This is a genomic window from Bacillus sp. LH1, assembly GCF_057924895.1.
On sequence record NZ_CM175007.1, the window covers coordinates 2,626,181 to 2,651,794 of the forward strand.

Below are 25,614 nucleotides of genomic sequence, written 5' to 3' on the forward strand. Positions count from 1 at the left end.
CATACATTATTTTTGTATATTTAATCTAAAATAACATAAAAAGGTAAAGCGTATTTTATATGCTTTACCTTTCTTTTTTGTAATAAATAAGTGTAGTTCATCATTTAATTTCTTTATAACTTCTGTTCTTTTATAACCCATCTTTTCGTATAAAAAGCAATTTTTCTCTTCTTCTAAAATAGTAGCAAGTTCCCAGCTCGTTGCTTCAGGAAACATTTCCTCAATTAATGTAAGTACCTTTTGGGCAATTCCTTTTCCTTGATAACTCGGGTGAATAAACATTGGACTCAAAATTTAGAGGGTGTTTCTTTTGGTGAAATGCATATCGCTCCAACAAGATTCATTGCCACTATTATTTTATAGAAGCCACCGTCTACATGATTTATTCTACAAATAGTTTTTTCGATAGTTTCATTTGCTGGATTTGTTTCATAGTCTTTATATTTATGTAATAAAGGGCTAAATGAGTCTATTTGCATTTGAAATATAACTTCTGCATCAGTTTCTGTCGCCTTCTCTAATATAATATCCATGTTACCAATTCAGCCGCTTTCTTAAAGAAGTAATATGAGCGGTATGATGACGACCATGCCATGCGTATAGTCCTATTGCAACAGCAAGTTTTGTTTCACCAGTTTCAGGATGGTTAAATGTCTTTTCTAAATCTTCAATTTCTAGAGAATATAAAAGGTTAACCCATCTTTTATGTAATGAATCTAGCATTACTAGTGAAACATCTACCGGTAATTTTGAATCGGGTAACTCTGCCCACTTCTCTTCTTTATACGGCTTAATAGTGGGATTCTTTTCTGTCAGTGCTAATTTAAAGCGTATGTAGCTATTCATATGACTATCAACGACGTGATGAACTACTTGACGTACAGTCCAACCTCCAACGCGATATGGTGTATCTAACTGCTTCTGATCTAAATCTTTAATTGCCTTTGTTAGTTCATTTGGTAAATCTTCAATTTCTTGAATCCATGTATCAATCATTTCTTCAGTTATAGGACGTTTGTATGTAAATTGGCCAATTGGATAACGTAAATCATTCATGAATAAGTCCTCCTTATTATAAGCGTGAAGTATTTCTCCAAATATAGTGTACAAACTTCACATGTTCTCCATGTAATTCTACAGAAGTTGTATCTGATTCGTTTTGATAAGAAGAAAATCCGCTTTTTTCTAGTACAATTTGTGATGCGAGATTATTAGTCGTTGTTTTAGCATGAACTTCAGTAATTTCATTATTTTTCGCTACATCTAAAATTAATTTTACGGCTGCTGTTGCAACTCCTTTTTTAGTAAATTTTTCTCCGACCCGATACCCGAGCGAACTAATTCGAGTTTCCGTATCTATATCTACTAAATTAATTCGCCCTACAATTTCTTTTTCTTCATTACGAATTAAATAAAAATAAGAATCTCCATCTGCTTGTTCTATTAATAAATCGTCTAGTAGTTTTTGGAAATATTCAAATTCAAAATATTTTGAGCCACGATTTGGTACCATTGTTTCAAAAAAAGATTTATTCGTAAGTTCAAACGTAAATAAATCCTTAGCATCTTGTTTCTTTAGTTGCTCTATGTATATTTCCATCCCGTATTCTCCTTCTAGATTTACTAACTGTTATACATTCTTTTTTAATCAATTATATTCCTGCTATTACTTTCGATTAAGTAATACAGATAGTAGCACTTTCGGATGAAAAAGATGAAATGGACTACGAATTAAATTCATAACTCGTACTAACCGAATATAAACATCAGAATTACTTGCGGATAGTCGATATATTTGTTTCGTATACCATAGCTGAAATTTTTGTTTTGTAGTTAATTCTCTCTTTAGTTGCGGATGACGTGATATTTCCGTTGTTGTCATATCCCATGGGGTTTCTATTATAGTAGCTGCCTTTTTATAAAATTGTTGTGTAAATGTTTTATCAAGTTGTTTTCTACCTTGCAGAAGTAATTGCAACTGGTGAGCCTCCATAGCAGCAACTGATACGCCTTGGCCGAAAACGGGATCAAAACGACATTGCGCATCTCCAACAACTAATAAGCCTTCTGGTACATTATTCACTAAATCAAATCGCCGGCGTACTTGATAAGGAATTTTGTATGTCTTTATATCAGTAATTCCCTCAGCCTTGTTTAGGAAGTCTGTAACATTAGAAATTGATAGGTTTTCAGCAAAATCATAAAACTCATCATCTGTTTGTGGTGCTTTCTCGTTTGCGTATCCACTGAAAGTAACAAAATAACGATTATCTTCTATCGTTTGAATAAGAACGCCATAAGGGTTATCAGGGAAACTCGGAGACATTAACATATTACAACAGTCTAATTTCTCATTTTCTTTAAGTTTGAACATTTTCGTTGCGTAAAATAAATCAATACGAACTTTCTCTTCTTGTACTTCAATTTCGTATTCTCGTAACCACTCTATACTTTTTGAGCCAAATCCACTCGCATCAACTACAAGGTCTGCATGAACTTCTTCTTGTATGTCTGTCTCTAAATATTTAACTTTTACTCCACACACTTTGTTAAGCTTTGCATCTACCAATAACCCTTTAACCAATGTTTCATATTTAATAGTAATATTTGAAATTTGATGTATTCGTTTTTGAATATGCCATTCTAGCAAAGGACGACTTTGTTGAATCATATGTACTTCCCCTATGAATGGCTGTTTCCATAAACCAAATTGATGCCATTTTAAATCACGAGTAAAGTTATTTACGATACTACCTGCTTCTATTAATTCATTCGTAATAGTAGGAAACAATTCTTCAATTGCGTTTTCTCCACCTTTTAATAACACGTGAGGATGATTACTTTGTGGAACTCTTTTTCTCGAAGACTTTCCATCCCACCTTTCACCAGCTTCTATAATGATTACTTCTTTAAAAGAAGTTGATAATGCTTTTGCTGCAAACTTTCCTGCTATACTTCCACCAATAACGATAGCCTTATTAAACATATTTTCCCCCTTAATAAAAAGAGATCCTGCCTTGTATGAATGAAACAGGATCTTAAACTAATTAACTTCTTTATCATTATACTTAAAATACATCAGTAAATTGCAACATTAAAATTAAAATACCTAATCCCCATACGTAATACGCGAATACTTTTAAAGAGTGACGTTTTAAATAGTGAATCATCCATGAAACGGCTATGTATCCAAAAAATGCTGCTGATAACGTTCCGACAATTAAAGATGTACTAGAAATAGATTCTGCTTTCCCTTGAAAAACGTCTACAAATTGCAAAATGATAGCTCCAACAATGGCTGGTGTCGAAAGTAAAAAAGAAAAGTAAGCAGCTGTTTCACGATCTAATTTTCTCCATAATGCAGCGACAATTGTCATTCCAGAACGAGAAATGGCTGGAAAAATAGCAGCAGCTTGAAATGAACCGATAATTAATGCGTCTTTATATGTTATGTCATCCATTTTTTTACGACCATTCTTTTGTTTATCTGCCGCGTAAAGAAAGAATCCGGTCACTAAAAACTCCCAACCGATCGTGATTCCTGTTTTTGAAATATCTTCAAAGAAATCTTTAAACAATAAACCAATTACAACTGCGGGTATTGTCCCAACGATAAGTAATAACATGAGCTTTGAAAATGGGTTTTTAATTAAATATATAAATTCTTTTTTGTAATAAATAAAAACCGCAAGTAAAGTCCCAATATGCAGCATCGTATCTAAAAATAAGCCAGCCTCATCTAATCGGAACAAATGCCTTCCTAAATAAAGATGTCCGGTACTACTGATTGGTAAAAATTCTGTTAAACCTTGAATTATACCTAGTATGAAAGCTTCTAACCAATTCATGATGGTCTCCTTTCTCTTTTGCTTGTACCAATATATGAGGGTTAAATTTTCGATATGAAAAAAACTATATTTCTCTATGAATTTACTTTTCATTTATGGATATATATGTAAAGAGGGTTAAGGAGGGTTATTATGTGGAAGCACACAAAATTCGGTAATGTATTACTTTGGGTGGGCCCTATCCTTGTATTTTTAGGACTATGTATGACAAATGTTATTTCAGATATTCCTTTCTTTGAGGGAAAACATAAAACGGTTGGTATTGTACTTATATTTATAGGTGTAATCTGTTTTGTTGCTGCTAATCATTTGAAAAAAGGAGAAAGATATGAAGAATAAATCTAAATAAAAAACAATCCTGGCATATTAGCTAGGATTGCTTTTTATTAATGTTGATTATTTGTAGAATACTTTATCAACGTTATATTTCGCTTTGTATTCATTAATGATATATGTTTCGTAAATTTCTCTTTCTGTTGGATCTTCTACGATACATGCATCAATGCGGTATACTTCATCACGGTGATTTTTAATTGGTGAAACATTATCTTCAAAATGCTTCTTAATACGTTGTCTAATTTTACGAGCTTTACCTACGAAAAGAAGTTCGTCATTAATATTGTAAAACATAAAAATGCCGCCTTTATCTCTAGGGAACAAGTGGAAATCGATAAATCCATTAATTGGAGTAATAATTGGCTCGTCTCCTTTAATAACTTGTTTACGTTCAGTAATTGAAACATCAGCTTCAGGAATATTAATTTTAATCAAGTTCATTCACGTCCTCTTTTATTATAAAGATAAATAATAGCATACATAAGTAAGAAAAGCTATGTTCAGAGGCATATTTCATTTTATAATTCAAATATTATAGGTGTATCATGTAAACTTTTCTTCCAAATCATATGATCGCTGGATTCTCCCCAGTAATCTTTCAATACATAGCTAGGTTTTCCAAACTTTTTCGTCCATATACTTTGCGCATTTTTATATCCACTATCTAAACAATATTCTGTTATCCCTCTGCTAAGTAATGTAAGAAACATTGTATGTAGTAATAAACTCCCTATTCCCTTTCTCTGATACTCCGGAAGTATGAATACAGTTCCTATTTCATACAAATTTTTAAGTACACCACCTGTACAACTATTAATCAATGTACTTGCTGGACCGATTTCGATTGTTCCAATGATTTTATCGTTACTTGTATCAATTGCTAATAAAAAGTAACGACCTTCTCCGTTACTATCAAAATCACTTTTCAAATACTGCTTTTTTGAGTTAATTTCATTTTCTATGTCATCCAATGATTGTGACAATCCTTCATTTTTGTATGTATTCGTAATAACGATACGGAAAAATAAATATAGTTCATCTACATCATTCAAATTCGGTCTTCTAACTGCAACGTTAGTCATGAATTCAATCTCCAATCCTCATTATGCCATTGTCAATACAACACTTTATATAATCTATTCATCATTATTCTGCAAAAACCTGCATAAATCCAACAGTATAGAAAGCTCATTATAGATATTGATAAAATAATTTTTATATCCATAGTTGTATGAACAGCAGGACCAAGTACCGGAAAACGGAAAACATCGAGAACAATCATAATACCAATAATTAGACAAGTTGCTGAAAAGGAAACAATCCAAATTCTCCTCTTTAATTTTAAAAAGGATACTCCTAAGGCTAGACCTAATAAGCCTGTAGTAAAAGGAAAGACAATTAGTTCACTTGGCTCAATAATAAATAATAGAAAAATAGTAAGAATATAAGAAAGTATTCCCTCACGAATAGAATAGAAAATAGCAAAAAAAATCGGTAATGTCGAAAATGGACTAATGAGCAAACCTATACCAGGAACTAGGTTTCCTGCTGCTTGAAACATGGTGGCTAATGTACTCATCAAAGCTGTAAGTACTAACTTATTCGCAAGGGACAATTTTCTTTTATGAACAAAGCTCGTATCATGTTCTATCATCAGTTGATACCAATAACGTACAAACCAATTCATCAATATCTCCCCCTAAAGATGCCTCATTCATTACTTTCTATATTATTCATACACTAGTGGTTTATGAGCTGCTTTCTACTTGTTATGAATTACTATATAATAAAAGGCTTTTAGGGGGATAAATTGTGCGTTTTAAAACAAAATAAATTCCTTGGATTATTAAACTACGAGTGTATATCGTATCAGGGAATAATTTCAAAAATGGTACCTTTGTTAAAATCTGTTACTTTCATAGAACCGTAAACTCCTAAATATAATTTAGTTTGATTCAAATTTGTTCCTAAACTCATATAATAAGCTGCTTGCGTACCAAAATCATAATTGGTTTCAATAGCATGAAAGTCAGCATGTTTACCGTCTGTACCTGCTCTAGTATAGGCTAAAACACCATTAACTGGCGGTCGAGAATCTTCTTTCTTAGCAAGGTCAGTAAACACTACGCTACCTGTTAAATTTGGAATTGCATTTCCCATATATGGCTGAACTCCTGTAAGGGAAGTTCCTCCAAACTTATCGGGTCTGGAATCTTGATGAAAATAACTAAGTAGAGGCAGAATACGCCTCGCTGAAGTTTGTATTGTTTCATCATAATAAGTCATTGTTCTTTCATCCAAAGTCTGATTTTCGGAACAATGCCGTATAAAAGAAGTAGGTAAATCCCCTTCCCATCCTCTCCAACCAAAATTGATAAACCCATCTTGATTGGGAGTGAGCCTCATAAAATGCATTTGAACAAGTTCTGTAACCGGTATAGGTTTATATTGAACAAATGAAAAAATAGACTCTACAATATTTTGTCCGACATTTCCGGCGTATTTGATATATTGATTATAAAACCTTTGAAATGAAATGCCGGTTATATTACGTACTCCTTTTGCAATTACTGTAAGTGTTTCTTGTATAGATAAAGGGAGTTCATTAAAGCGTGTAACTACAGGAGGGTTATTTATAAATGTATTTTTACTTACATCGATTTCAATTATTTTACCTGCTATTTCTAAATCATCTTGGCTTAAATTAAATGGATCATAACCTGATCCGCCATCTCCATTTGTAAAAACAAGTTTTCCAGTCTCAGGTGAAAAGTTTAAACTATTGACTCCGTTATGATTAAAAAATGGTCTTCTTACATTCAGTAATGTTCGTCGCTTTTGAGCTTGACCATTAGATTGTAAAGTCCATTCTTCTACTGTATCAATGTGATCATATTGCGTATTTCTATTAACCCACTTTAAATTTAACGTTTTAGGGTCACAAGGATTCGGTTTAAATTGCTCAGAAAATGCACCTGGTCCTTGAGTTCCAGCTACTGAATAATGAAGATAAAATAACCCATTTTGATAAAATTGTGGATGGAACGCAAGTCCAAGCAATCCGCGTTCATCATAACCGCTACTAGAAACACCTTCTTCAAATGTACCTAATTTAATAATTAGGTGACGAATATCTAAAAATATCTTTATAACTCCATTCCCTATGTAAAAAATCTCTCCTAATTGGGTTGCGATAAATAGTCTTTCGGTCGATTCGCCTGGAAGTATTGTTGTTTTCAATACGGTTGGTAAATTTATATTATGAACAATGGGTCGTAAACTAACTTTAACTTTTGTCAATTAACTGTACACCCCTTTTTCTTCTTTTTATAGAAGAATATGATTAGAGTAGTTTTGTTAGTATCAAATAAGTCGCATTCCTTTTTATTACAATTTTGTATATAATATAATTATAAATAATATGGGGGACGAACTATGATAATCGTACTACAAATCATCTTACCACTAATTTTCGCAGTCTATTTATTTACCCTCTATCATAACGGGACGTATGGATCAGCTTCATTCATTTTAGCAGTCATGATAGGAATTTTCGGTTTAGAGAATATTTTTCAATATGCTAGTCTAACAGATCATGCTATTTATCCATATTGGGGCAGTTTGAAGGCTGTTGTTATCGTTTTATCAGTCGTATTTCTATTTAAAAAAGGTGGTTTAACAGGAAAATATTGATTTGTAATGCGTTACATATTTTCTTGTTAAATTGCTTTTATTTTATAAAAGCAGAAATATTTATGTAAAAACACGAAGGGATGTGTTACATATGTCTATAAATATTATTTCAATAGTATCTATCATAATATGGATTTTGTTAATTACAGAACTTATAAAACCTTCAAAAGAACAGAATGGACGAAAAATAGTAACTTTAGTAACTGCTGGTTCCGCATCAACACTTATTTTGACGGTTTCATTTATTCAAAATATCCCGTTTTGGAATTGGTAGTGATATAACTAACAAAAATATGTATAAATAAAAAGATTAGGATTCACTCCTAATCTTTTTATTTTTTGAGGTAACACCATATGCCCAGTAAGCTAAGATTTTAAGACACCCCCTTAACGAAAACTTTACATTTTCACAATTATTTATGAGAATTCGGCTCGTTTTTCCGTTTTGGGGAAGAATCAATTTCTTAAGTTGATGACGATGTGGATAGTATCCCAGGTATCACAAAATGATGTGAAAAATGACAAAACTGTAAGATAACGAACTATTTTGTAAGGGAAATCACTCGTTTCATTCGCCAATTTTTTCTATAGTAAGGATAAGAAGAAAACAAATAAGATGATATGAAAATGAGTGTTAATGAAGTAAAAGGTTTAACGAAATTTTATCAATCAAAAGGTGCGGTTGCGACAAATCTGATTTTTCTTTACAGGCTGTTCTTAATGAATTCATGAAATGGGATTGTACTTATATTGTAAGGAGTGGGACTATTGAAAACAGTACTATCGGTGCAACACCTAACGAAAGAAATCAAGGGCAAGTTGATTGTACAAGACATATCGTTCGATATGGTAGCGGGAGAAATTATTGGACTACTTGGTGCGAACGGAGCGGGCAAGACAACCACGATGAAGATGATAGTTGGTCTAAGCACAATAAGTGCCGGGGACGTGCAAATTGCAGGTTACAGTATTAAAAGTCAGTTTTCTAAAGCAATCCTCAATGTAGGGGCTGTGATTGAAGCACCTGCATTCTATCCTTATTTGAGTGGGTATGAAAATTTACGACAATATCAGCGTTTGCACAAAAATGCAAGTAAGGACTGGTTGCTGGAGGTAGCCAGTCTAACCGGCATAGAACATGCGCTTGATCAGCGAGTAGGCACGTATTCCATGGGAATGAAACAACGCTTGGGAATTGCACAAGCACTACTGCGAAAGCCAAAGTTGCTTGTGTTAGATGAGCCGATGAATGCACTTGATCCTGCTGGTGTCCGTGAAACCCGGAACTATTTAAATAGAATTGCGACAGATTTGGGCGTAGCAATTGTGATTTCCAGTCATCAACTGTCTGAGATTGAGCAGATGGCACGTCGAGTGGTTATTATGCAGAATGGTTGCTTAGTGACAGAGCAAAGGATTGATGATGGCTTAAATGATGGGAAATTCTGTATCACTCTTCACATTGATAATGTTGAGCTTACAAGCGAAGTTTTGGTTAACTTGTTTGGGGAAGATCATCATGCATTGGATTATATGCAGACAGAGAAATTATCTAACGGTGTGCATACTATAACAGTAGCTATTGATGAAGGGCAAGTTCCAATGTTGATTCGAGCATTGTGTGCTGCCGGGGTGGAAGTTCATCGGGTGTTGTCGACACATACGAGTTTAGAGGATAAGTTTTTAAAATGGACAACTGCGCGTGGTGAGGTGAGTTAAGTTGTTATGGAATGAATGTTTGAAGATAGTGAATAAAAGAATCTTTATTCTTTCACACATTGGTTTTATTGTGATGACGGTACTGTTATCTTGGGCATACACCAGTGATCTCAAGGCTGATGATACGGTGGCTCAAATAGTAAATGCTTTGCTTGGCCTATCGGGAATGCTTGTTATTCTACCTTGGGCGATTGTTTTGTCACCTCTTATTTGGACGGATGAGTATCAATATGGAACTTTGAAACAACTGTTCCTGCATACGTCCTCGCGCTCACGGTTGTATGTTGCAAAAATTGCTGCGATGATTTTGCTCATCATTACGGGTATTGTTAATATATGCATTGTTTCTTTGTTAGCGAATCTTCTGATGGCTCCCCAAAACATACAATGGGGCGACATGACGGATGTTATATATTCTATTGGAGCAATCGCATTGCAATGTTGCCTATATGCAAGTCTAGCATCCTTGATTGGCGTGTGGACGAGATCAGCTGCTATCGCAGTAGGCAGTAGCTTAGTGCTATACTTTTTACAAATGATATTTGGAGGTAGTCTCTTATCTACATCATGGACACACATTCTATTCATTCATCATGATGATTTAAGTGTCTATTGGAGCACGTCACAATATAAATCGGAATTAGTTGGCTTACTTATGTCGTTAGCGATAGATATCACCTATATTTTGTTTTTCTTTGCAATTGGATTATGGATGTTCGTCAAAGAGAGAGGAGCAGACTAAACATAACACGGAGCTAAAAATGAGCAAAATAGAATACAGTTATGTCGCTTATACCAATACTCGGGATAAGGATATGGAAGATAAAATAATGAATGTGAAACAATGATAAGTGATAAGTGATAAGTGATTACGCTAGTCTAGTTAACCAGCAGCAATCTAGTACTTTATTTTTTTGTCAAAGACTACCGCTGATTTTACATTAAAGTCAATAATTGAAAAGTTAGAGAAAAAGAATAAAGAGTTTGAAGAAGAAAATAAAGCCTACTGATTACTTCATGAAGTTATAAAATTAGTACCGTACATATTAGACATATCTGAAATATACGGTACTAATTTTACTATTGATTCACTTATCTAACTTAAAGATAAGTATGTGGTCCTTTTACAATTTGAATTTCTTTTTAAGCTTCTTATATTTTCTATACGAACGTCTAACAATGTTTAACATAAAATACGGTATTTTAACCGGGAAAGGTAATTTATATATGAAAGGAAAATAAAAGGTGAAATATGCCTTTTCTAGGTCTCTCCACTTACTATCTTCTTTTGTTTTTAAGAAATCAGATACATCGACTACATATCCCCTTCCTTTTTCCATCATCACATTTTTCCCGTGAACATCACAAGGAGTTAACCCTTGTTCCCTCGCATACTCTAAAGCCTCATTAATATCAAGTATTACTTGCTTAGGAATTTTAATACCCTTATGAATAGCATCGTATAAGGTAATTTCTTTTAAACGTTTCAATACTATGAAATTTTCTCCTTTATATATAAGCTTTGAATAAGAAGGATGATTTCCAATTCTTCGGTATACTTCTGACTCTTTTTCAATTCCTTCTCCTTCTCGCACGTAAACTTTCACTACCCAATCTTTGTATTCTCTGTGCATGAATACTGCGGCATAATTACCTGTTCCTAAACACTTCCAAAGTCTAGGAATATCTTTAACTACTACAGGCTCGAATTCATCCTCACTTCTGATACTTACCTCTTTTAATAATTCGTCATTTATCAATCCCACAAAACTATTTATACTCATCATTCCCACTCCGGTTTTGCTAAAAGGGGGCCCACCCACATTTTAACGAAAATATACACTAAGCGAATTTTAGCATAAAACGAGTCATCTTTCTTCTTAAAATAAAAAGCTAACTCGTTTTATTTAAACTGTTGAATACTTAATATTTATTCCGTTATTCATAGCCAAAAACCGTACGATATAAAAATATTTCTAATTATTTTTATTTTTTCAGAGTCAACTGTATAGGGCTTTTCTTAGTACAAGTTCTCTTCGTTCATTACCCATGCCAAATCTATAAAACATTGTTTAGAAGTGTAGCAAGGGGTTGTTAATGACTCAATTCTTGTTCCACTACTATTTTTGTTAGCTAACAATTTCATTGTTTTAATAGTCTTTTGTTTAATTCCCACAATGCTGTTTTGTTGCTATCCCATTTCAAAAGCGTTACTGCTTCCTCAAAGCATAACCATTTATAATTGAAGTGTTCTTTAGATAATGATATGTTTTTTGTAGGGACTTTAACTCCAAAAGAAAATTCTTTTATTACATAAACCTCTTCTCCCCAAAGGAATCCTCCAACTACATCTTCTACTGATAGTGAAGACACAGAATCTAATTGTATATATGGACATTCTCTTGTAATACGAGCCTCTTCAAACGCTTCCCGTTTTGCTGATTCAATAGGAACCTCACCGTCTTCTCCGCCGCCAGCTATTCCTTGCCAATAACCATAATCACTTCGGTTAAAAATGGCATATTGAATAGAATCGGCAGTTTTTATATAAGGAAATATCAATACTTGATATGGCGCTCTCATTACTTAACCTCCTCTCGAAAATACGTTTTAAATCAATATGAATAAAGAGCCGCCATCACAATTCTACATTATTAATGCAGGTTTATAATGTCGGCCCTCTATTTTTAAATAATTTTATTTTTCATAAACAGGCTTACTCTTAACAGAGGAAAAACTACTTATTCTCTGTCAAATTTGTTTAGCATGGTTTTTCCTAAATGTTAGCAGTACCCTATATTATTCAATTGCGCCAGCAACATCATAATCATTTAAATCTAATTCAATCGTTTGTCCGAGCGCTAGTTTAGCAAGTTCCGCTCCTAAATATGGACCAGCTGTTAAACCCGAAGCTCCTAATCCATTCGCAACGAGAATTCCTTCAAAGTTAGGTAGCGGTCCGATAACAGGTAAGAATCCTGGTGTAAATGGTCTGAATCCAACTCTCGTTTCAAGCATTGTAGCATTTTCTAAGCCAGGTGCAACTGTTAATGCCTTATGAAATACTTCATGTAAACCACCTGCTGTTACACGATGATCGAAACCAGTATCATTCTCATGTGTTGCACCAATTACGACATGCCCATTGTCAAACGTTAAAATATATTGATCGTTCGGTGGCATAACAACTGGCATATTTTCTGTTGCTGTATTCTCGATTTGCAGATGAACAATTTGTCCTTTTTGGAATGTAACTAAGAAATTAATTCCTAATGGTTTCAAGATTTCATTCGCCCATGCGCCTGCAGTTACAATAACCTTTTCCGCTAAAATTGTTTCATCGTTTACTGTAACTCCCGTAATATGATTTCCTTCACGGACTAATATAGCATCGCCTTTTATGAAAGTTGCACCATGTTTTTTCGCAGCACTTATTAATGCATTGCGTAATAATCTTCCATTTACTCGTGCAGCACCACTAATATGAACAGAACTATATTCGTCTGATAATGCTGGGAATAATTTTTTTGTTTCTTCAGCTGATAAGCGAGTTATTTCACCAATCTCCGGGGTATCTTCACGTCGTTTATAAGCTCGCTCTTCCATTTGATCTAACTTTTTCTCGTCAGTATGTAAACTAATTGCACCTACACGATTATATCCTGTGTCAGTTTCACCGTCTTCTTCTAATTGCTGAATTAACGAAGAATAGTAACGTGCACCACCTTTAACGATTTTATACCATGCTTTATTACGACGCTGTGATAGCCATGGACATACAATACCTGCTCCTGCATCAGTTGCTTGCCCTAATTGTTGGCGATCCACGATAGTAACATTCGCACCTGCCTTAGCAAGATGATAAGCAGTAGACGCTCCTAAAATTCCAGATCCAACTACAATATATGATTTCATTTCAAACACCTTTTCTCTTTTGCTAATTATATAAATATAAGAACATTCCTTAGTATAATGGAAGGAATGCTTTTTTCAATGTACTCATCACAATTAATTGTTGCAGCATTGTGACTTCCTTAATCATTATTTTTTCTTCTTACGGAATAATTCAATTGTTTTATAGCCTTGTGAAAGGATTTCTATCATTTTCTCTAGACGTTTTTCACGAGTTTTTTCTTGTTTCACAGAAAAAAGATTACGTGCCCAATCTTTTTGGTATCCAGGCGTTAAACTTTGATAAAACTTAAGTTCATTCGGATGAGTAGCTAATAATGCTTCAACATCTTTAATTCGATCTGCATAATCGGCAACACATTGACTCATAGCAGATGTTTTTGTTGTTTTTTTCTTTTCACGTTTTAAACCAACAACAGTAAAGACTTCATCCATACTTACCATTCGTGCAAATTTAATATCGCTTTCTCCCACATAACCATCTTCTCCAACGTTTAATGCCGGAAACATCTCATCACGGTGAATAAACGTACTATAACGCGCATTACCTTTTTTCGGATATGCGAAGAATACGTAACCTTTTTCAATTAGTAATTCTTCATTACTAATAATAAAATTCGTTTGTTTCACCATTTCATCAAGCGTTTCTACAAATATAAAGATAGCATCGTGTCCTTTTGAGAATGCAGTTTCTTTACCTGTAAAAATGTCATAATCACTTGGTTCGTTAATAACGACCATATTTGTATACTTATTAAGTTTCAATTTATCAATAACTGACATAATAATCTTCCTTTACATTCAAAATTCATTGTACATACTTTTTCGTACTGTTCTAGTGTATTATATGTATTAAGAAAATCAAACTTTAAATCGTATTATTCTGCTGCAAAAGAACATAATTCTTTACTAGATGGGGTGGTTTTATGCCATATGTAATCCGAGATGAAGGGCTAGTTTTACAAGGGGATGATGGAAAAGAACCAATTTTTCATACATATGAAGAAGCTGAGGAAACATTAAAAACATTAACTATACCGCAGTTTCCGAAACATATTAGAAGAAAACCATTTACACCAAAAATAATAAAGATAGCCGCTTCTGAATAAGAACCGGCTATCTTTATTATTCATAACTTAATAGCAAATAAAGTATATAAAAACTCTTTATATTGATCTTCTGTAATTTCACGCTTAGTTTTTTCCCCATGAATAATTTCGGTTAAACTTGTATTCGTTAATGAAATATGGCCAGAGTTCGTCAACTTTACTGTAATTGGTCCTTTATTAAAAATAGACTTCTCATCTTCTATCACTCTTCTTTGAACATCATTTACTACTATCTCATCAATAATATGTTTATAAAAAGCATGACAAACTTTCCATTCTCCAGCAGCATCTATTCTTTCTAAAACATAATTTCCTTTATTCGTATCTTTCCGTCTCACCCGGTACGAACCATTTTTTGAAGAAACCGACTCGCCAGTAAAAGGTACAGGAACAAGAGGTACTAACGAAGCTATACCTATATCAATTAAATACTGTACATTATCATAAGTTAAAATAATTGTTATATGGCCATCCTCAAGTGCCCATGCATTTATATCGTTTTTATACACCGTACCTAATGCCAGTTGTACATCATAGCCACAGTCTCTTAAGAAATAGTAAAAAAGAGTATTTAATTCGTAGCAAAGTCCACCACGGGAACTAGTTAAAATTTTCTCTCGTAAGTTTTCCAGAGAGATTTGATTCGTATTTCGTGCTATAACATCTAAATTCTCAAATGGTATAGTATGCGCAAACGAAAAGAGTATGGTAGGTAATTCTTCAAACGTTACATCATTACGTTTTTTAAGATTTAATCTTGTGAAAAGCTGATCTTGTAAACTTGTCATATTTAGCACCCCTTAAAAATTTATAAGTTTAAATAATATATGCTGATTGTAAATTTTAAGGGGCACTGTAACAATGTACATTTCATTTAACTGTACCGGTACAAAAATTACGATTCACGAGGTAAATTAATAGAAGGCGTCATTACAAATGTCTTTTCTGTAATTGCTTCTTTTTGTGGCAAATCAAAAGCTACGAATATAAATTTAATAGTTTATCTATAGGCAAATTATTACTATCACTTAAATCAACAAAATATTGAAGTTGCCACGTTTGGCTCTTTTTAGCTTGATTACTAACAGTGGTATCCCAAACAGGATAAATCCTCATTGCCATTTTCCCTGTTTGACTTTGTGTTCTCAATATTTTTTCTTTAAGAAGAATCTCTTTAGGAAAAATAAATTGCCCTAGTTTATTATCAGCAATACAAGTGATTACTAATAAATCAGGAGCAGCTTCATAAGAGAAAGCTCTATTTCGCATATTTTCATCTTTCTCCCAAAAAGAAACAAATTGACCAATTTTATTAGGTGTAACTTTTGATTTTCTAAAACGAATGGTTTTGTTATTTAAGTGGAATAAACATCCGGCATATTCTGCGTTTTGCTTTTCTTCTTTTAGATTCGTAATCATTAAGTTGTTAGGTTTGTAAACTATATTATTTAAATTTTGGATTATAATATTAAAATTGTTCAAAAAAACTCCCCCTTTATTCATCTCTTAGTTTACCACAAACATCAGTTCTTCTATATCGTATATAATTATGAACTAAGTGAAATGGGGGAATTTAGCAGGATATAATTATTACTTTAATGTACTTAGTTTTTCAATTGCTTGTTGTTCAGTTGCTAAGTAAAAAATGTCATTTCCTTTATTACATTCATAAATAAAATCTTTTAAGCTTTTACTAGTATACATAGAGAAACCTCCAACAATGGCAATCTTTACCTTATAGTTTATAAACTTTTGAAGGATATCACCCGCAAGCCGTGTTTTTAGGTCAAAGAAATCTTCACTTATTAAAGATTTATGGATAATAATATGTTTCGCATCTACCTCATTTTGAACTGTTGCCATAGTATCTAATGCAGACTGAACATCCGATATTAATACCTTATCGTTTCTAATGACCGCAATATTGATTCCATCGATTACTACTTTCTTTATTTCCATAGTCCCACCTGTACAGAGATAATAAAGTTGTTTAATTTACAATAAAGTCATTTAAAAAATAATATAGTAGTTTAAAAATCCTTCTTCTACTAACGAGGCAGGTTAGTGGAAGAAATAGCAAGTGGGTTTAACTAGGAGAAGTGTCTTCTGTTTTTTAAATTAAGGATATCGATAAATTAAGATTTATTTACTTAACATTGTACTTATTTTCGGACCGAGGCATCTAATCGGTGAGTATATACAAACCAAGTAATGCTTGCTATTAATAATGTTGACGAAATTAAAGCTGTAAGAACACTATATGTTTGCCAAATAAGTATCGTTGACCAATCGAAGGCAAAAAACATTATACACTGGGCAATCGTAGCGATTAGGAAAATAATTGTTACGATTGTTCTCTTTTTTGTCATTGGCTGCTGCTCATTCGTTTTCTTTTTTTTAATCCTAAGAAAAATAACAGAACGGCTAATAGGCAAAGAATAATTGTGGTAGACGACAAAATGATATCCAACAGCTGTGTGCCGCTTATCTCATATGACTGAGTTAGATTGCCGTTTAATATATTTTTAACTTGTAGTACCAGGTTTATATTGGTATTTGCGCCGTTGCTCAGTAAGCAGATGGCTGTTCTTTCATTTGGCAGTATGGCTACTTTGGTACTAAAATTTGGATTACCCCCAGTGTGTTCTATAAACGTTTGTTCGACGTTTACCGACCAACCTGCCGCATAATACATATCATTGACAGCCGAAACAGACATATCACCCCTATGTGATTTTTCGATGGCCCTGTGAAATATTTCGGGTATGTCCTGCACGATACCCATCTGTATGCCCATCCAACGCGCCATATCTTTTGTATTAGAAATGATATAGCCGGCAGGTTTATTCCCGGTATAATACGGAGCGTTAAATGGAGTTGTTATAAAAAAGGAAGAACGGTAACCCTGTGCTAACTGTCCAGTGGCTTGAGCATCTTCTTTATAAACATACGTCTGGTGAAGACCTAAGGGTAGAAATACTTGCTCCTTCATAAAGTCTTCATAGCTTTGTCGTGATACAATCTCAATAACCAAACCCAATACGTCATAATTAACGGTTCCATAGTTATATTGTTCACCAGGAGAGAACGCCAATTCTGCATCTACCAGCGTTTCCACAGTCTTTTGCAACATATCAGGCGTATTACCTTGTGGAATATTTTGAAGATGTCTAATATTTGTTAGGCCGCTGGTATGGTGAAGAAAGTTATTTAGTGTAAGGTTTTGCATATCAACAGGTTTACCTTGATACTTTAACGTAAACCAAGGTAAATATTTTTGGATAGGGTCAGTCATTGATAGCAGCCCTTGCTCTTCCAATAGCAAAATCCCCATACCAGTAAAAGCTTTACTCACCGAGGCCAACTCATAGAGTGTATTTTCACTTGCAGACAGTCCCTTTTCAAGATCTGCATACCCAGAAGAAAAGTAGAACACTTCACCATCAGCAAGTATTGAGAGTGACATTCCAGGCACACCTGACGTACGACAGGCATCATCTAGCAATGCTTGTATTGCCACAGATTTCGAATCTGACAACGCATAACTTTGTGTTGCGAATCCTGAGAATAATATAAATATCGTTAATACAAAAACAATAGTCTTTTTCATACACTCTCCTTTCTGAAGAATTATAAGGGTATAAATAACTTATTTTTATAACTATAAACTAAATTCTGATTTATATTTCTATTTATCTATATAATATGAAATAATTGTGAAGAGTTACACTTAAACTAACGGGGGCGTTAGTTTAATAAGAAGTAAACAACTTTATTATTCATTTTTTAAGCATTACATAAGCAGATGGATATAATTTGAAACAACTTTAAAGAGCCTTGCTGCATATAGAATGTAGTAAGGCTCTTATCTTTTTTAATCAAAATTCAATAACTTTATTATCACTATACACCACCCCTTTATAATTTACACAGTATGAGTAAAATTGTTTTACAAAACTTCGTATTAATCATAGATTAAATTAGCCACAGCTATTAAAATCGCCTCTATTTTTTGTTGTAAATATCTATTTTTTATTACTAATACGGTCAATGAAATTAATGATAGTTTCTCTTTTTTATATTTTTTAATATATATATGGGATTACTTTTACTTGTTATAAAAATATTGTGGAGTAACATAACTTAACAAACTATCCAAAGTGTTAATCTCGGCATATGGTTGTATTTTGGTAGTATTCTTGATTTTCTGAGGGTTAAACCACACACCTTTTATATTTGCATTTTGAGGACCAGCAATATCCTTTTCTAAGTCATCCCCAACAAATAAAGTATTTTCCGGTTGTAAATTTAACTTATTTAATGCTAGTTCGAATATACGTTTATCAGGTTTACTAAATCCCACTTCTTCAGAAATAATGATTGTTTCAAAATACTTATTTAAATTCGTGTTAAATATTTTAGCTTTTTGCCTCTGAGTTGAGCCATTTGTTATAATTCCAACTTTACAGTGCTTCTTTATTTGATTTAAGAAATGAATAGTATTTTGGTCTATTGAAAAACATCTAGGGAAATTATTATTCCAAAAATCTTGGATGTAATTGCGTGGCAATCTATACCTTGGCGTGAATTCATCAAACAATGATTCTAAAACTGTCGTTTTATTACTTATGCCATATTCTCTTTTATCGTATTCTTTGAATTTCTGTAACATGTTGCTTTTAGCCGCACCATCTACATTTTCATAACACTTTTCTAAAACAATTAAAAATAATGCCTCTACTGCTTTATCCCTATCAAGTAATGTATCATCTAAATCAAACAGCATCGCTTTATAACCCATCAAATCATTTCACAACCTTTCTATATTTCCTAGTAATCATCAAAAGTAATCAAAAAAACAATTCATATCAAAGAACTCGTAATAGAACGATATTCTAAGAGTTAAATCAAAAATCCTTCTTCTGTTTGTTAATTGATGTGAAAGTACACGATTTCAACTAAGGTAGTAGGTGAATTTTTTAATTGTAATTTCTAATTTTCAGATTAATTCGAAGGTATTTTGTGATAAGCTGTACTTAAAGATTAAATATAAAGGATGATTCATATGCAAATAAGACCAAAGGTAAGTGAATATAACTCCTATTATGCAACGTATACCAACTTGGTATCAGACGGAAATATCATATATATTCTAGAACAACAAATGAAGGAAACAAATCTTTTATTAAAGGGAATTTCTGATAGTGAGGGACTTTTTCGATACGCTCCTACTAAATGGAGTATAAAAGAAGTAATCGGCCATATTGCAGATACAGAACGTATTATGACATATCGCTTGTTATCTATTGCTCGAGGCGAGACAGCGGAACTTCCAGGCTATAACGATGATATGTATGTTCTTAAAGCTGCTTTTGATAAGCAATCTATGCAAGATCTTCTTGAGAATTTAATAGTTGTTCGCCAATCTACCCTGTATTTACTTAGAAGCTTAGATAAAGAAGCTTGGTCACAAAGAGGAAATGCGAATAATTCTGAAGTTACAGTTCGTGCATTAGCATACATCATTGCTGGTCATGAGCTTCATCATCTTCAAATTATAAAAGAACGTTACCTTGGTTCTGATGTATATCCAGCAACTTAATGTTTGAAGAAAAAGAGTCCTATTTATGTAGGGCTCTTTTTCAGAATTTATAACGGATTAGCGCTTAGAACCATGGCAATTAAATGTCTTTATTTATAAAATTCACCACATAATATATATGTTATCCCCTCTTATTCTGTACATAATTTTATTTAGGCTGATATACTATAAACACAATAGTTCTGGAAAGGTGATGATATTATGTATGAACAACAAAATAATAGAGATAGAGATCAAAAAATGATGTTTTCTATGCAAGGAGTTCCCACAAATAAAATTAATATGCATCAATTACCTAAATGGATTAGAGTTTTTGGCTATTGTGCGTTTGGTTGGATGATAGTATTTAGTTTAATTATGATTGTAGGTTTAATTCTGCAATAACTATACAGAGTAGGTAAACGGGACGATATTTAGGTCATACATCTAGGTAATGTCCCGTTTTTTATGTGTGATTATCCCATGATATAAGTAACCGATTATAATAAAAAGAACCTGTAGAATATCTTACAAGTTCTTTTTCAAATATTATTAAAACGGGAACAACAAACTATTTTAACATTCAGTACAGGGAGACCATTTTGATTATGGCTTGATTTTATGATAAATCAAATTTCACCTGTTCAAGAAAAGCTAGAAAACAAATTCAAAAACGCAGTCGTTGTTGAATATTGGTAAGAAGTTAGTCAATTTAAGGAACTTATAGAAAAAAGAGAGGTTAAGATTGATTTAATGTATGTAACATAAAAAATATATTTATTATATAATTTCCACACAATAAATATAGAGAACCTATTTGTGAATATCTATATGGGAATTTAAGTTGTTCCTCATAGAAATTACATCTTTTAATACGAAAAGAAGCAAGTTAACATTCTTTTATATGGATAAAAATATTAACTTGCTTCTTAAATTTTAGTATAAATTATTTATTGTAAGCTTTATAATATAATATGCAAATTTATCACCTGTTTTTATAATTCAAGCACCTACTATTAGGAAAAGAGAATATTTCCTAATTAATTTAAAACATAAATTTTGTCTATGTTTTAAACAATATGTACTTTGGAGGAGGTTAATTTGATTTTTTCAAAACTCATTGATCGGTACGCCTTATATGATTTACACAAAAAAAGAAGTGTAGCGTTTCAGTTTACTTCCCTTTCTAACACTTCATTAAATATAAAGGACATAGAATCTTTTTATAAAGTAAAACCATCACATCTTCATTTTGACATTAAGCATTCAAAGCAGGAAAATGAATACATGCTTGGACAATTCAACTATAAAAGCTCGATTCAATCCGGTGATTCACGCAACGACTCTGTAACTGGGGAATTATTCTTACATGAAAATGAAAATGCACCTCATGTTATCTTTGTTCACGGTTGGAGAATGGATTCTAACGAACGTGTGAAAAAAATATTCCACGATCATATGACCAGCCTGAAGTGGAATATGTATTATTTCACTCTACCCTATCATTTTGAAAGAAAACCCGATCAATCCTTATTCAGTGGAGAGTATATGGTAAGTGCAAATATTGAACGAACAGTACAAGCAACTAGACAAGCGGTAGCTGATTTACGAGCTTTGATTAAATGGATTAAAACAAATAAAAATGGGCCCCTGATTCTAATAGGAATTAGTTTAGGCGGATTTATTACTAACTTAACCTCTCTTGTTGAAGAAGAAATTGATGTGTTAGCATCCATTTTCTATGCAAATCGACTTTCTTATTCTATTTGGAATACAATTCCGGGTAAATTTATTAGAGAAGACTTGGAACATCATGGTGTTACGTATGATGATTTAATAGATTATTGGAAAATCACTGAACCGAGTCAAGCATTGCCAAAAGTAAAAAAAGAAAATATTTTATTAATTTCAGGTAAGTATGATTTATATGTGTATTCTGAGGATACAGACTACTTGTGGGAATCTTGGGAAAGACCTACACGATATATTTATACATGTGGGCATGCTGGGATAGTTCTTAAACGTAAAAAAATTGCAGCTGATACTATTAATTTTATTCAAAATCGATTGAACTCCCCGCACTTATCTAATGTCGTGCCTTAAATCGCGAGATTACTAAGCACATAATCTTATACTTGTAATGTTTCATTTTAACCAATTACATATATAAATCATTGTCATGCTAATCCATACACAATAAAAATGAAAGATCCCCTAATGAAACATTAAAAAGGGAAGAACCTTAATGAGTTCTTCTCTTTTTGTTTGTTCTTTATTGAATTGTAATTTAATTACAGTATGTGAAATTATGCTATATTAATTTTAAAAGCGAAGTAAAGGTTGTTTTTACTTCGCTTTTTCATTTGCAATCCTTATTAACTTTGCTCAATTCAGTATTTATTTCTACACTCTTCGCTTTTATTTAATCGTTTTTTCTGATTTTAAAACAATGGAACTTAATGCAGGAACTTTAATTTTATTGTCATGGACAACATAAAGTGGTTTACTTCCCGCCTGCGTGCCATCTACTAGTACTTTCCAAGGCCCTTTCGATGGAAGTGTTATTTCAACCGCTTCTCTATTTGCATTGTGAGCCACTGTAAAGTATTCATGTTTATTCCCCTCTATTATATAAGCTACAGTATTTTTTGGAGCATCAATAAATGATACGTGTGTTTTTATTTGCTCTGCAGATGTCATTCGAAAAGCTGAGTACTTTTTGCGTAATTCTATTAAACCCTTCATATAATCTACTTCATTATTAAACGTTGCACGGCGCAGCCAATCCATCTGGTTAATTGAGTCTGGAGATTTGTAACTATTATGATCACCGTATTTCGTCCGCATAAACTCTTGCCCTGCATGTAAAAATGGAATTCCTTGTGATGTTAATAAAATCGAAGAAGACAATTTGTGCATTTGTGTTCGCACTTCATCGCTGTCACCTGGATTAGTTAACTCAAGTTTATCCCATAATGTATGATTGTCATGTGCTTCCACATAAGTTAGCACCTGCTCTGGATCTTGATAGGTAGACGAATTTGTATCGTAGTCAATACCTGCCGTAATACCTTTTTTAATACGATCTTCCATGTTTTCCTTTCCATTTATAAAACCATTTTCTTTTTCCTCAAATACACTACCTTTTAACCCATCACGTATATTATCGTTAAAATGAGCAATCCCTTTCATTTTCTCTGCATTTTTTTGATTTGCTTTCAGCTCAGCTGCAAGAGGTGTATTTAAATCCCATCCTTCTCCGTGTAGTATAATAGAAGGGTCAATTTGATTAACAGCTTTACGTATTTCATTCATCGTTTCATAATCATGAATACCCATTAAATCAAAACGGAATCCATCTAAATTGTATTCTTTTGCCCAATATGTGACGGAATCTATCATAAATTTCCTCATCATTTTTCTTTCTGAAGCAGTATCATTTCCTACTCCAGTTCCATTTGCAAATGTTCCATCTTCATTGTAACGATAATAATAACCTGGAACTAACTTATGGAAATTAGATTCAGCAGCGTTATACATATGGTTATATACTACATCCATCACCACTCGAAGATTATTATCATGTAGTGTTTGAACCATTTGCTTTAATTCAGTTATTCGCACAGTCGGCTCATAAGGATTTGTAGAATAGGAGCCTTCTGGAACATTGAAATTTTTAGGATCATATCCCCAGTTATATTGTGGTTCATTTAAAGTCTCTTCATTTACAGAAGCATAATCAAATATCGGTAAAAACTGAACGTGAGTAACACCAAGATCCTTTATATGATCAAGTCCTGTTTTTACACCTTCTGGCCCTTTTGTTCCTTTTTCTGTTACACCTAAATACTTCCCTTTCTGTTTAATACCACTTTCAGGTTGAATGGAAAGATCGCGTACATGTAACTCATAAATAATAGCATCTTCCGGATTTTTAAATTTTGGCTTTTTGTTTGCTTTCCATTTTTTCGGATTTGTTTCTTCTAAATTAACGACTGCACCTTTATCCCCATTTACAGAAGCAGCACGCACATATGGATCAACCGCTTCAGTCCACTTATCACCAATTTTGACCTTATACGTATAAAAGAGCCCTTTTTGGTTCCCTTTTAGTTCTGCTGTCCAAGTTCCCTTTTCACCTTGTTGCATGTTTATTTCAGTACCTATTTTATCGTTCCATTTTTTATATGTAACTAACTTCGCTTCGCTTGCAGTAGGAGCCCATAAACGGAACTTTGTATGTTGCGGAGTATATGTATTTCCTAAATCGTTACCACCATAATAAAATAAATTATCAAATTCTTCGCTACGAATGACTTTACCAATTTCAGTATTCGTATCAGCTAAGTTTTCTATTTTAACTTTGTATGTTTGTTTTAAATCAATTTTCTGTTCCGTAATTATTTTGACCTTATTAGTAATATCGCCACTGTTTATATCATAAGGAGTAATATTCTTAATTTTAATGCCTTCAATTTCAATTTTCTTTTCCTTAATATGAAACGGGACATTAGTCGTTACAGTAATTTCATGGAAACTATCAATAGTTGCTTTTTGAATTGAGAGATCCGATGAAGGCTTAGAGTTATATACTTTTTCATCACCCGAAAGGATCCATACTTCAGCACGACCGTCCTTTATATTTTCAATCCAACGATCCCCACCATCTTTTTCCCATTCATTTGTTCGAACTATAAATCCTACACGATTATAGTCACCGTCTATTTTTATCTTAGCGTATTTTCCAAATTCATCTTCACCAGTAAATTGATAAGATGTACCATTTGCATTTTCTCCCCATAACCAAAGATTCCAGTCTTTTGTATTTCCAAGCTTTTCTTTGTAATGAATGATAATTTCAGTTGTTTTCGAATTTGAAACTGCCTTCACACTCTGAAAGGAGAAAACAGATGATAACATAACGATTAAAGTAAGTAATAAAACTGTTTTGTTAATTAATCTTTTTGTAATTTGCATCACATACACCCTTTCTTCAAATATTACTAACGATTTATTATGCTTACACTGAATAACACTGCTTAAATTAATCTAGAAATCTCTTTTACTTCACCTCCATATCGGCTATTTTCACGTATGTATTTCAATGACCTTTTAATACGAAAACGTTTGCATTAGTACTTAAAAAAATAGATTTGTTTATGCCTTCATATATTTGTAAATACTAAAAGATCAGGGAAAACATTTTAAAGCAATCGTTTGTTATCGCTTTCATTTTATAGACTTTCTATCAAGAGGTCAATATATTATTAATTTTCTGTTTTTATATATTTTAAACCTTATTTATTTGTCACAACTTCTTACAGATAAAGTGCCTCATTATTGCTTAGTCAGTTTATTTTCAACGATACATTGCCACGTAAAAAACAGCTAATATCCTTAAAATGACATTAGCTAT

General features: G+C 32.8%; 26 protein-coding genes and 2 pseudogenes. 9 read left to right on the plus strand and 19 right to left on the minus strand.

Going from position 1 to position 25,614, the window contains the following annotated elements:
• Window positions 1-64 precede the first annotated feature (64 nt).
• The 5 genes and pseudogenes from ACX9TM_RS13575 to ACX9TM_RS13595 form a co-directional block, all read right to left on the minus strand.
• A pseudogene (locus tag ACX9TM_RS13575) lies at window positions 65-533 on the minus strand (GNAT family N-acetyltransferase).
• A gap of 1 nt (window position 534) precedes the next feature.
• The gene (locus ACX9TM_RS13580) at window positions 535-1,056 is read right to left on the minus strand and encodes a YfiT family bacillithiol transferase (protein ID WP_000999070.1); all 522 of its coding nucleotides are present in this window, start codon (window positions 1,054-1,056) and stop codon (window positions 535-537) included.
• Between the two features lie 16 nt (window positions 1,057-1,072).
• Window positions 1,073-1,600, minus strand: coding sequence for a GNAT family N-acetyltransferase (locus ACX9TM_RS13585; RefSeq protein WP_063220378.1), 528 nt, complete (start codon window positions 1,598-1,600; stop codon window positions 1,073-1,075).
• Window positions 1,601-1,666: 66 nt separating this feature from the next.
• Window positions 1,667-2,986: an FAD-dependent oxidoreductase gene (locus ACX9TM_RS13590; RefSeq protein ID WP_000482023.1), complete on the minus strand. Its 1,320-nt coding sequence runs from the start codon at window positions 2,984-2,986 to the stop codon at window positions 1,667-1,669.
• An 82-nt stretch (window positions 2,987-3,068) separates the two neighbouring features.
• Entirely contained in the window at window positions 3,069-3,848 is a 780-nt protein-coding gene (locus ACX9TM_RS13595; protein WP_072770057.1) for an undecaprenyl-diphosphate phosphatase, read from the minus strand.
• Window positions 3,849-3,980: 132 nt separating this feature from the next.
• On the opposite strand from ACX9TM_RS13595, the gene ACX9TM_RS13600 reads away from it, so the two are divergent.
• Complete coding sequence (locus tag ACX9TM_RS13600; protein WP_000265477.1) at window positions 3,981-4,187, plus strand: hypothetical protein; 207 nt, start codon at window positions 3,981-3,983, stop codon at window positions 4,185-4,187.
• A gap of 57 nt (window positions 4,188-4,244) precedes the next feature.
• Here ACX9TM_RS13600 and ACX9TM_RS13605 read toward each other — a convergent pair whose 3' ends face one another.
• The 4 genes from ACX9TM_RS13605 to ACX9TM_RS13620 form a co-directional block, all read right to left on the minus strand.
• Window positions 4,245-4,625: a nucleotide excision repair endonuclease gene (locus ACX9TM_RS13605; protein WP_001048941.1), complete on the minus strand. Its 381-nt coding sequence runs from the start codon at window positions 4,623-4,625 to the stop codon at window positions 4,245-4,247.
• A 77-nt stretch (window positions 4,626-4,702) separates the two neighbouring features.
• Window positions 4,703-5,266 carry a GNAT family N-acetyltransferase gene (locus ACX9TM_RS13610; RefSeq protein WP_000185966.1) on the minus strand — a complete coding sequence of 188 codons (564 nt, stop codon included), beginning with the start codon at window positions 5,264-5,266 and terminating at the stop codon, window positions 4,703-4,705.
• 32 nt (window positions 5,267-5,298) lie between these two features.
• A complete protein-coding gene (locus ACX9TM_RS13615) occupies window positions 5,299-5,871 on the minus strand; it encodes a YybS family protein (protein ID WP_001103998.1) in 573 nt (190 codons plus the stop codon).
• A 182-nt stretch (window positions 5,872-6,053) separates the two neighbouring features.
• Complete coding sequence (locus ACX9TM_RS13620; protein ID WP_072770056.1) at window positions 6,054-7,484, minus strand: PQQ-dependent sugar dehydrogenase; 1,431 nt, start codon at window positions 7,482-7,484, stop codon at window positions 6,054-6,056.
• Between the two features lie 135 nt (window positions 7,485-7,619).
• Between ACX9TM_RS13620 and ACX9TM_RS13625 the strand changes: the two genes are divergently transcribed.
• From ACX9TM_RS13625 to ACX9TM_RS13640, 4 genes are all read left to right on the plus strand, one after another.
• Window positions 7,620-7,877 carry a hypothetical protein gene (locus tag ACX9TM_RS13625; protein WP_000587696.1) on the plus strand — a complete coding sequence of 86 codons (258 nt, stop codon included), beginning with the start codon at window positions 7,620-7,622 and terminating at the stop codon, window positions 7,875-7,877.
• A gap of 91 nt (window positions 7,878-7,968) precedes the next feature.
• Window positions 7,969-8,151: a hypothetical protein gene (locus ACX9TM_RS13630; protein ID WP_065382556.1), complete on the plus strand. Its 183-nt coding sequence runs from the start codon at window positions 7,969-7,971 to the stop codon at window positions 8,149-8,151.
• Between the two features lie 494 nt (window positions 8,152-8,645).
• A complete protein-coding gene (locus ACX9TM_RS13635) occupies window positions 8,646-9,596 on the plus strand; it encodes an ABC transporter ATP-binding protein (protein WP_000859759.1) in 951 nt (316 codons plus the stop codon).
• A gap of 1 nt (window position 9,597) precedes the next feature.
• Window positions 9,598-10,338 (plus strand): ABC transporter permease, encoded by a 741-nt coding sequence (locus ACX9TM_RS13640; RefSeq protein WP_000964516.1) that lies wholly within the window; start codon window positions 9,598-9,600, stop codon window positions 10,336-10,338.
• 382 nt (window positions 10,339-10,720) lie between these two features.
• On the opposite strand, the gene ACX9TM_RS13645 is transcribed toward ACX9TM_RS13640, so the two are convergent.
• From ACX9TM_RS13645 to ACX9TM_RS13660, 4 genes are all read right to left on the minus strand, one after another.
• A complete protein-coding gene (locus tag ACX9TM_RS13645) occupies window positions 10,721-11,380 on the minus strand; it encodes a protein kinase family protein (RefSeq protein ID WP_000026539.1) in 660 nt (219 codons plus the stop codon).
• Between the two features lie 358 nt (window positions 11,381-11,738).
• Window positions 11,739-12,179 carry an NUDIX hydrolase gene (locus ACX9TM_RS13650; protein WP_065382637.1) on the minus strand — a complete coding sequence of 147 codons (441 nt, stop codon included), beginning with the start codon at window positions 12,177-12,179 and terminating at the stop codon, window positions 11,739-11,741.
• Window positions 12,180-12,395: 216 nt separating this feature from the next.
• Complete coding sequence (locus ACX9TM_RS13655; RefSeq protein ID WP_072770054.1) at window positions 12,396-13,511, minus strand: NAD(P)/FAD-dependent oxidoreductase; 1,116 nt, start codon at window positions 13,509-13,511, stop codon at window positions 12,396-12,398.
• A gap of 126 nt (window positions 13,512-13,637) precedes the next feature.
• Window positions 13,638-14,291, minus strand: coding sequence for a YdeI/OmpD-associated family protein (locus tag ACX9TM_RS13660; RefSeq protein WP_000110849.1), 654 nt, complete (start codon window positions 14,289-14,291; stop codon window positions 13,638-13,640).
• 143 nt (window positions 14,292-14,434) lie between these two features.
• Between ACX9TM_RS13660 and ACX9TM_RS13665 the strand changes: the two genes are divergently transcribed.
• Window positions 14,435-14,617: a hypothetical protein gene (locus tag ACX9TM_RS13665; protein ID WP_001147158.1), complete on the plus strand. Its 183-nt coding sequence runs from the start codon at window positions 14,435-14,437 to the stop codon at window positions 14,615-14,617.
• A gap of 20 nt (window positions 14,618-14,637) precedes the next feature.
• On the opposite strand, the gene ACX9TM_RS13670 is transcribed toward ACX9TM_RS13665, so the two are convergent.
• From ACX9TM_RS13670 to ACX9TM_RS13690, 5 genes and pseudogenes are all read right to left on the minus strand, one after another.
• A complete protein-coding gene (locus tag ACX9TM_RS13670; RefSeq protein WP_000202747.1) occupies window positions 14,638-15,405 on the minus strand; it encodes an arylamine N-acetyltransferase family protein in 768 nt (255 codons plus the stop codon).
• A 190-nt stretch (window positions 15,406-15,595) separates the two neighbouring features.
• Window positions 15,596-16,099, minus strand: coding sequence for a MepB family protein (locus ACX9TM_RS13675; protein WP_001058786.1), 504 nt, complete (start codon window positions 16,097-16,099; stop codon window positions 15,596-15,598).
• A 108-nt stretch (window positions 16,100-16,207) separates the two neighbouring features.
• On the minus strand, window positions 16,208-16,576 hold the full coding sequence (locus ACX9TM_RS13680; RefSeq protein WP_072770052.1) for a DUF4180 domain-containing protein: 369 nt from the start codon (window positions 16,574-16,576) through the stop codon (window positions 16,208-16,210).
• Window positions 16,577-16,779: 203 nt separating this feature from the next.
• A pseudogene (locus ACX9TM_RS13685) lies at window positions 16,780-18,227 on the minus strand (serine hydrolase domain-containing protein).
• A gap of 498 nt (window positions 18,228-18,725) precedes the next feature.
• Window positions 18,726-19,418 carry an HAD family hydrolase gene (locus tag ACX9TM_RS13690; protein ID WP_000540712.1) on the minus strand — a complete coding sequence of 231 codons (693 nt, stop codon included), beginning with the start codon at window positions 19,416-19,418 and terminating at the stop codon, window positions 18,726-18,728.
• A 264-nt stretch (window positions 19,419-19,682) separates the two neighbouring features.
• Here ACX9TM_RS13690 and ACX9TM_RS13695 point away from each other — a divergent pair, with 264 nt between their 5' ends.
• From ACX9TM_RS13695 to ACX9TM_RS13705, 3 genes are all read left to right on the plus strand, one after another.
• Window positions 19,683-20,219, plus strand: coding sequence for a DinB family protein (locus ACX9TM_RS13695; protein WP_065382559.1), 537 nt, complete (start codon window positions 19,683-19,685; stop codon window positions 20,217-20,219).
• Between the two features lie 201 nt (window positions 20,220-20,420).
• Window positions 20,421-20,603, plus strand: coding sequence for a hypothetical protein (locus ACX9TM_RS13700; protein ID WP_000273235.1), 183 nt, complete (start codon window positions 20,421-20,423; stop codon window positions 20,601-20,603).
• A 696-nt stretch (window positions 20,604-21,299) separates the two neighbouring features.
• Window positions 21,300-22,301 (plus strand): alpha/beta hydrolase, encoded by a 1,002-nt coding sequence (locus tag ACX9TM_RS13705; protein WP_072770051.1) that lies wholly within the window; start codon window positions 21,300-21,302, stop codon window positions 22,299-22,301.
• Between the two features lie 315 nt (window positions 22,302-22,616).
• Here the strand turns inward: ACX9TM_RS13705 and pulA are convergent, their stop codons facing one another.
• Window positions 22,617-25,175 carry a type I pullulanase gene (gene pulA / locus ACX9TM_RS13710; protein WP_072770050.1) on the minus strand — a complete coding sequence of 853 codons (2,559 nt, stop codon included), beginning with the start codon at window positions 25,173-25,175 and terminating at the stop codon, window positions 22,617-22,619.
• Window positions 25,176-25,614: the final 439 nt, after the last annotated feature.

Coding starts and splice junctions, on each gene's coding strand:
- ACX9TM_RS13655 (WP_072770054.1), bottom strand. CDS start 13,511: ATGAAATCATATATTGTAGTTGGATCTGGAATTTTAGGAGCGTCTACT.
- ACX9TM_RS13645 (WP_000026539.1), bottom strand. CDS start 11,380: ATGAGTATAAATAGTTTTGTGGGATTGATAAATGACGAATTATTAAAA.
- ACX9TM_RS13690 (WP_000540712.1), bottom strand. CDS start 19,418: ATGGGTTATAAAGCGATGCTGTTTGATTTAGATGATACATTACTTGAT.
- ACX9TM_RS13585 (WP_063220378.1), bottom strand. CDS start 1,600: ATGGAAATATACATAGAGCAACTAAAGAAACAAGATGCTAAGGATTTA.
- ACX9TM_RS13610 (WP_000185966.1), bottom strand. CDS start 5,266: ATGACTAACGTTGCAGTTAGAAGACCGAATTTGAATGATGTAGATGAA.
- ACX9TM_RS13695 (WP_065382559.1), top strand. CDS start 19,683: ATGCAAATAAGACCAAAGGTAAGTGAATATAACTCCTATTATGCAACG.
- ACX9TM_RS13580 (WP_000999070.1), bottom strand. CDS start 1,056: ATGAATGATTTACGTTATCCAATTGGCCAATTTACATACAAACGTCCT.
- ACX9TM_RS13700 (WP_000273235.1), top strand. CDS start 20,421: ATGTATGAACAACAAAATAATAGAGATAGAGATCAAAAAATGATGTTT.
- ACX9TM_RS13650 (WP_065382637.1), bottom strand. CDS start 12,179: ATGAGAGCGCCATATCAAGTATTGATATTTCCTTATATAAAAACTGCC.
- ACX9TM_RS13625 (WP_000587696.1), top strand. CDS start 7,620: ATGATAATCGTACTACAAATCATCTTACCACTAATTTTCGCAGTCTAT.
- ACX9TM_RS13680 (WP_072770052.1), bottom strand. CDS start 16,576: ATGGAAATAAAGAAAGTAGTAATCGATGGAATCAATATTGCGGTCATT.
- ACX9TM_RS13605 (WP_001048941.1), bottom strand. CDS start 4,625: ATGAACTTGATTAAAATTAATATTCCTGAAGCTGATGTTTCAATTACT.
- ACX9TM_RS13665 (WP_001147158.1), top strand. CDS start 14,435: ATGCCATATGTAATCCGAGATGAAGGGCTAGTTTTACAAGGGGATGAT.
- ACX9TM_RS13660 (WP_000110849.1), bottom strand. CDS start 14,291: ATGTCAGTTATTGATAAATTGAAACTTAATAAGTATACAAATATGGTC.
- ACX9TM_RS13630 (WP_065382556.1), top strand. CDS start 7,969: ATGTCTATAAATATTATTTCAATAGTATCTATCATAATATGGATTTTG.
- ACX9TM_RS13670 (WP_000202747.1), bottom strand. CDS start 15,405: ATGACAAGTTTACAAGATCAGCTTTTCACAAGATTAAATCTTAAAAAA.
- ACX9TM_RS13595 (WP_072770057.1), bottom strand. CDS start 3,848: ATGAATTGGTTAGAAGCTTTCATACTAGGTATAATTCAAGGTTTAACA.
- pulA (WP_072770050.1), bottom strand. CDS start 25,175: ATGCAAATTACAAAAAGATTAATTAACAAAACAGTTTTATTACTTACT.
- ACX9TM_RS13615 (WP_001103998.1), bottom strand. CDS start 5,871: ATGAATTGGTTTGTACGTTATTGGTATCAACTGATGATAGAACATGAT.
- ACX9TM_RS13590 (WP_000482023.1), bottom strand. CDS start 2,986: ATGTTTAATAAGGCTATCGTTATTGGTGGAAGTATAGCAGGAAAGTTT.
- ACX9TM_RS13600 (WP_000265477.1), top strand. CDS start 3,981: ATGTGGAAGCACACAAAATTCGGTAATGTATTACTTTGGGTGGGCCCT.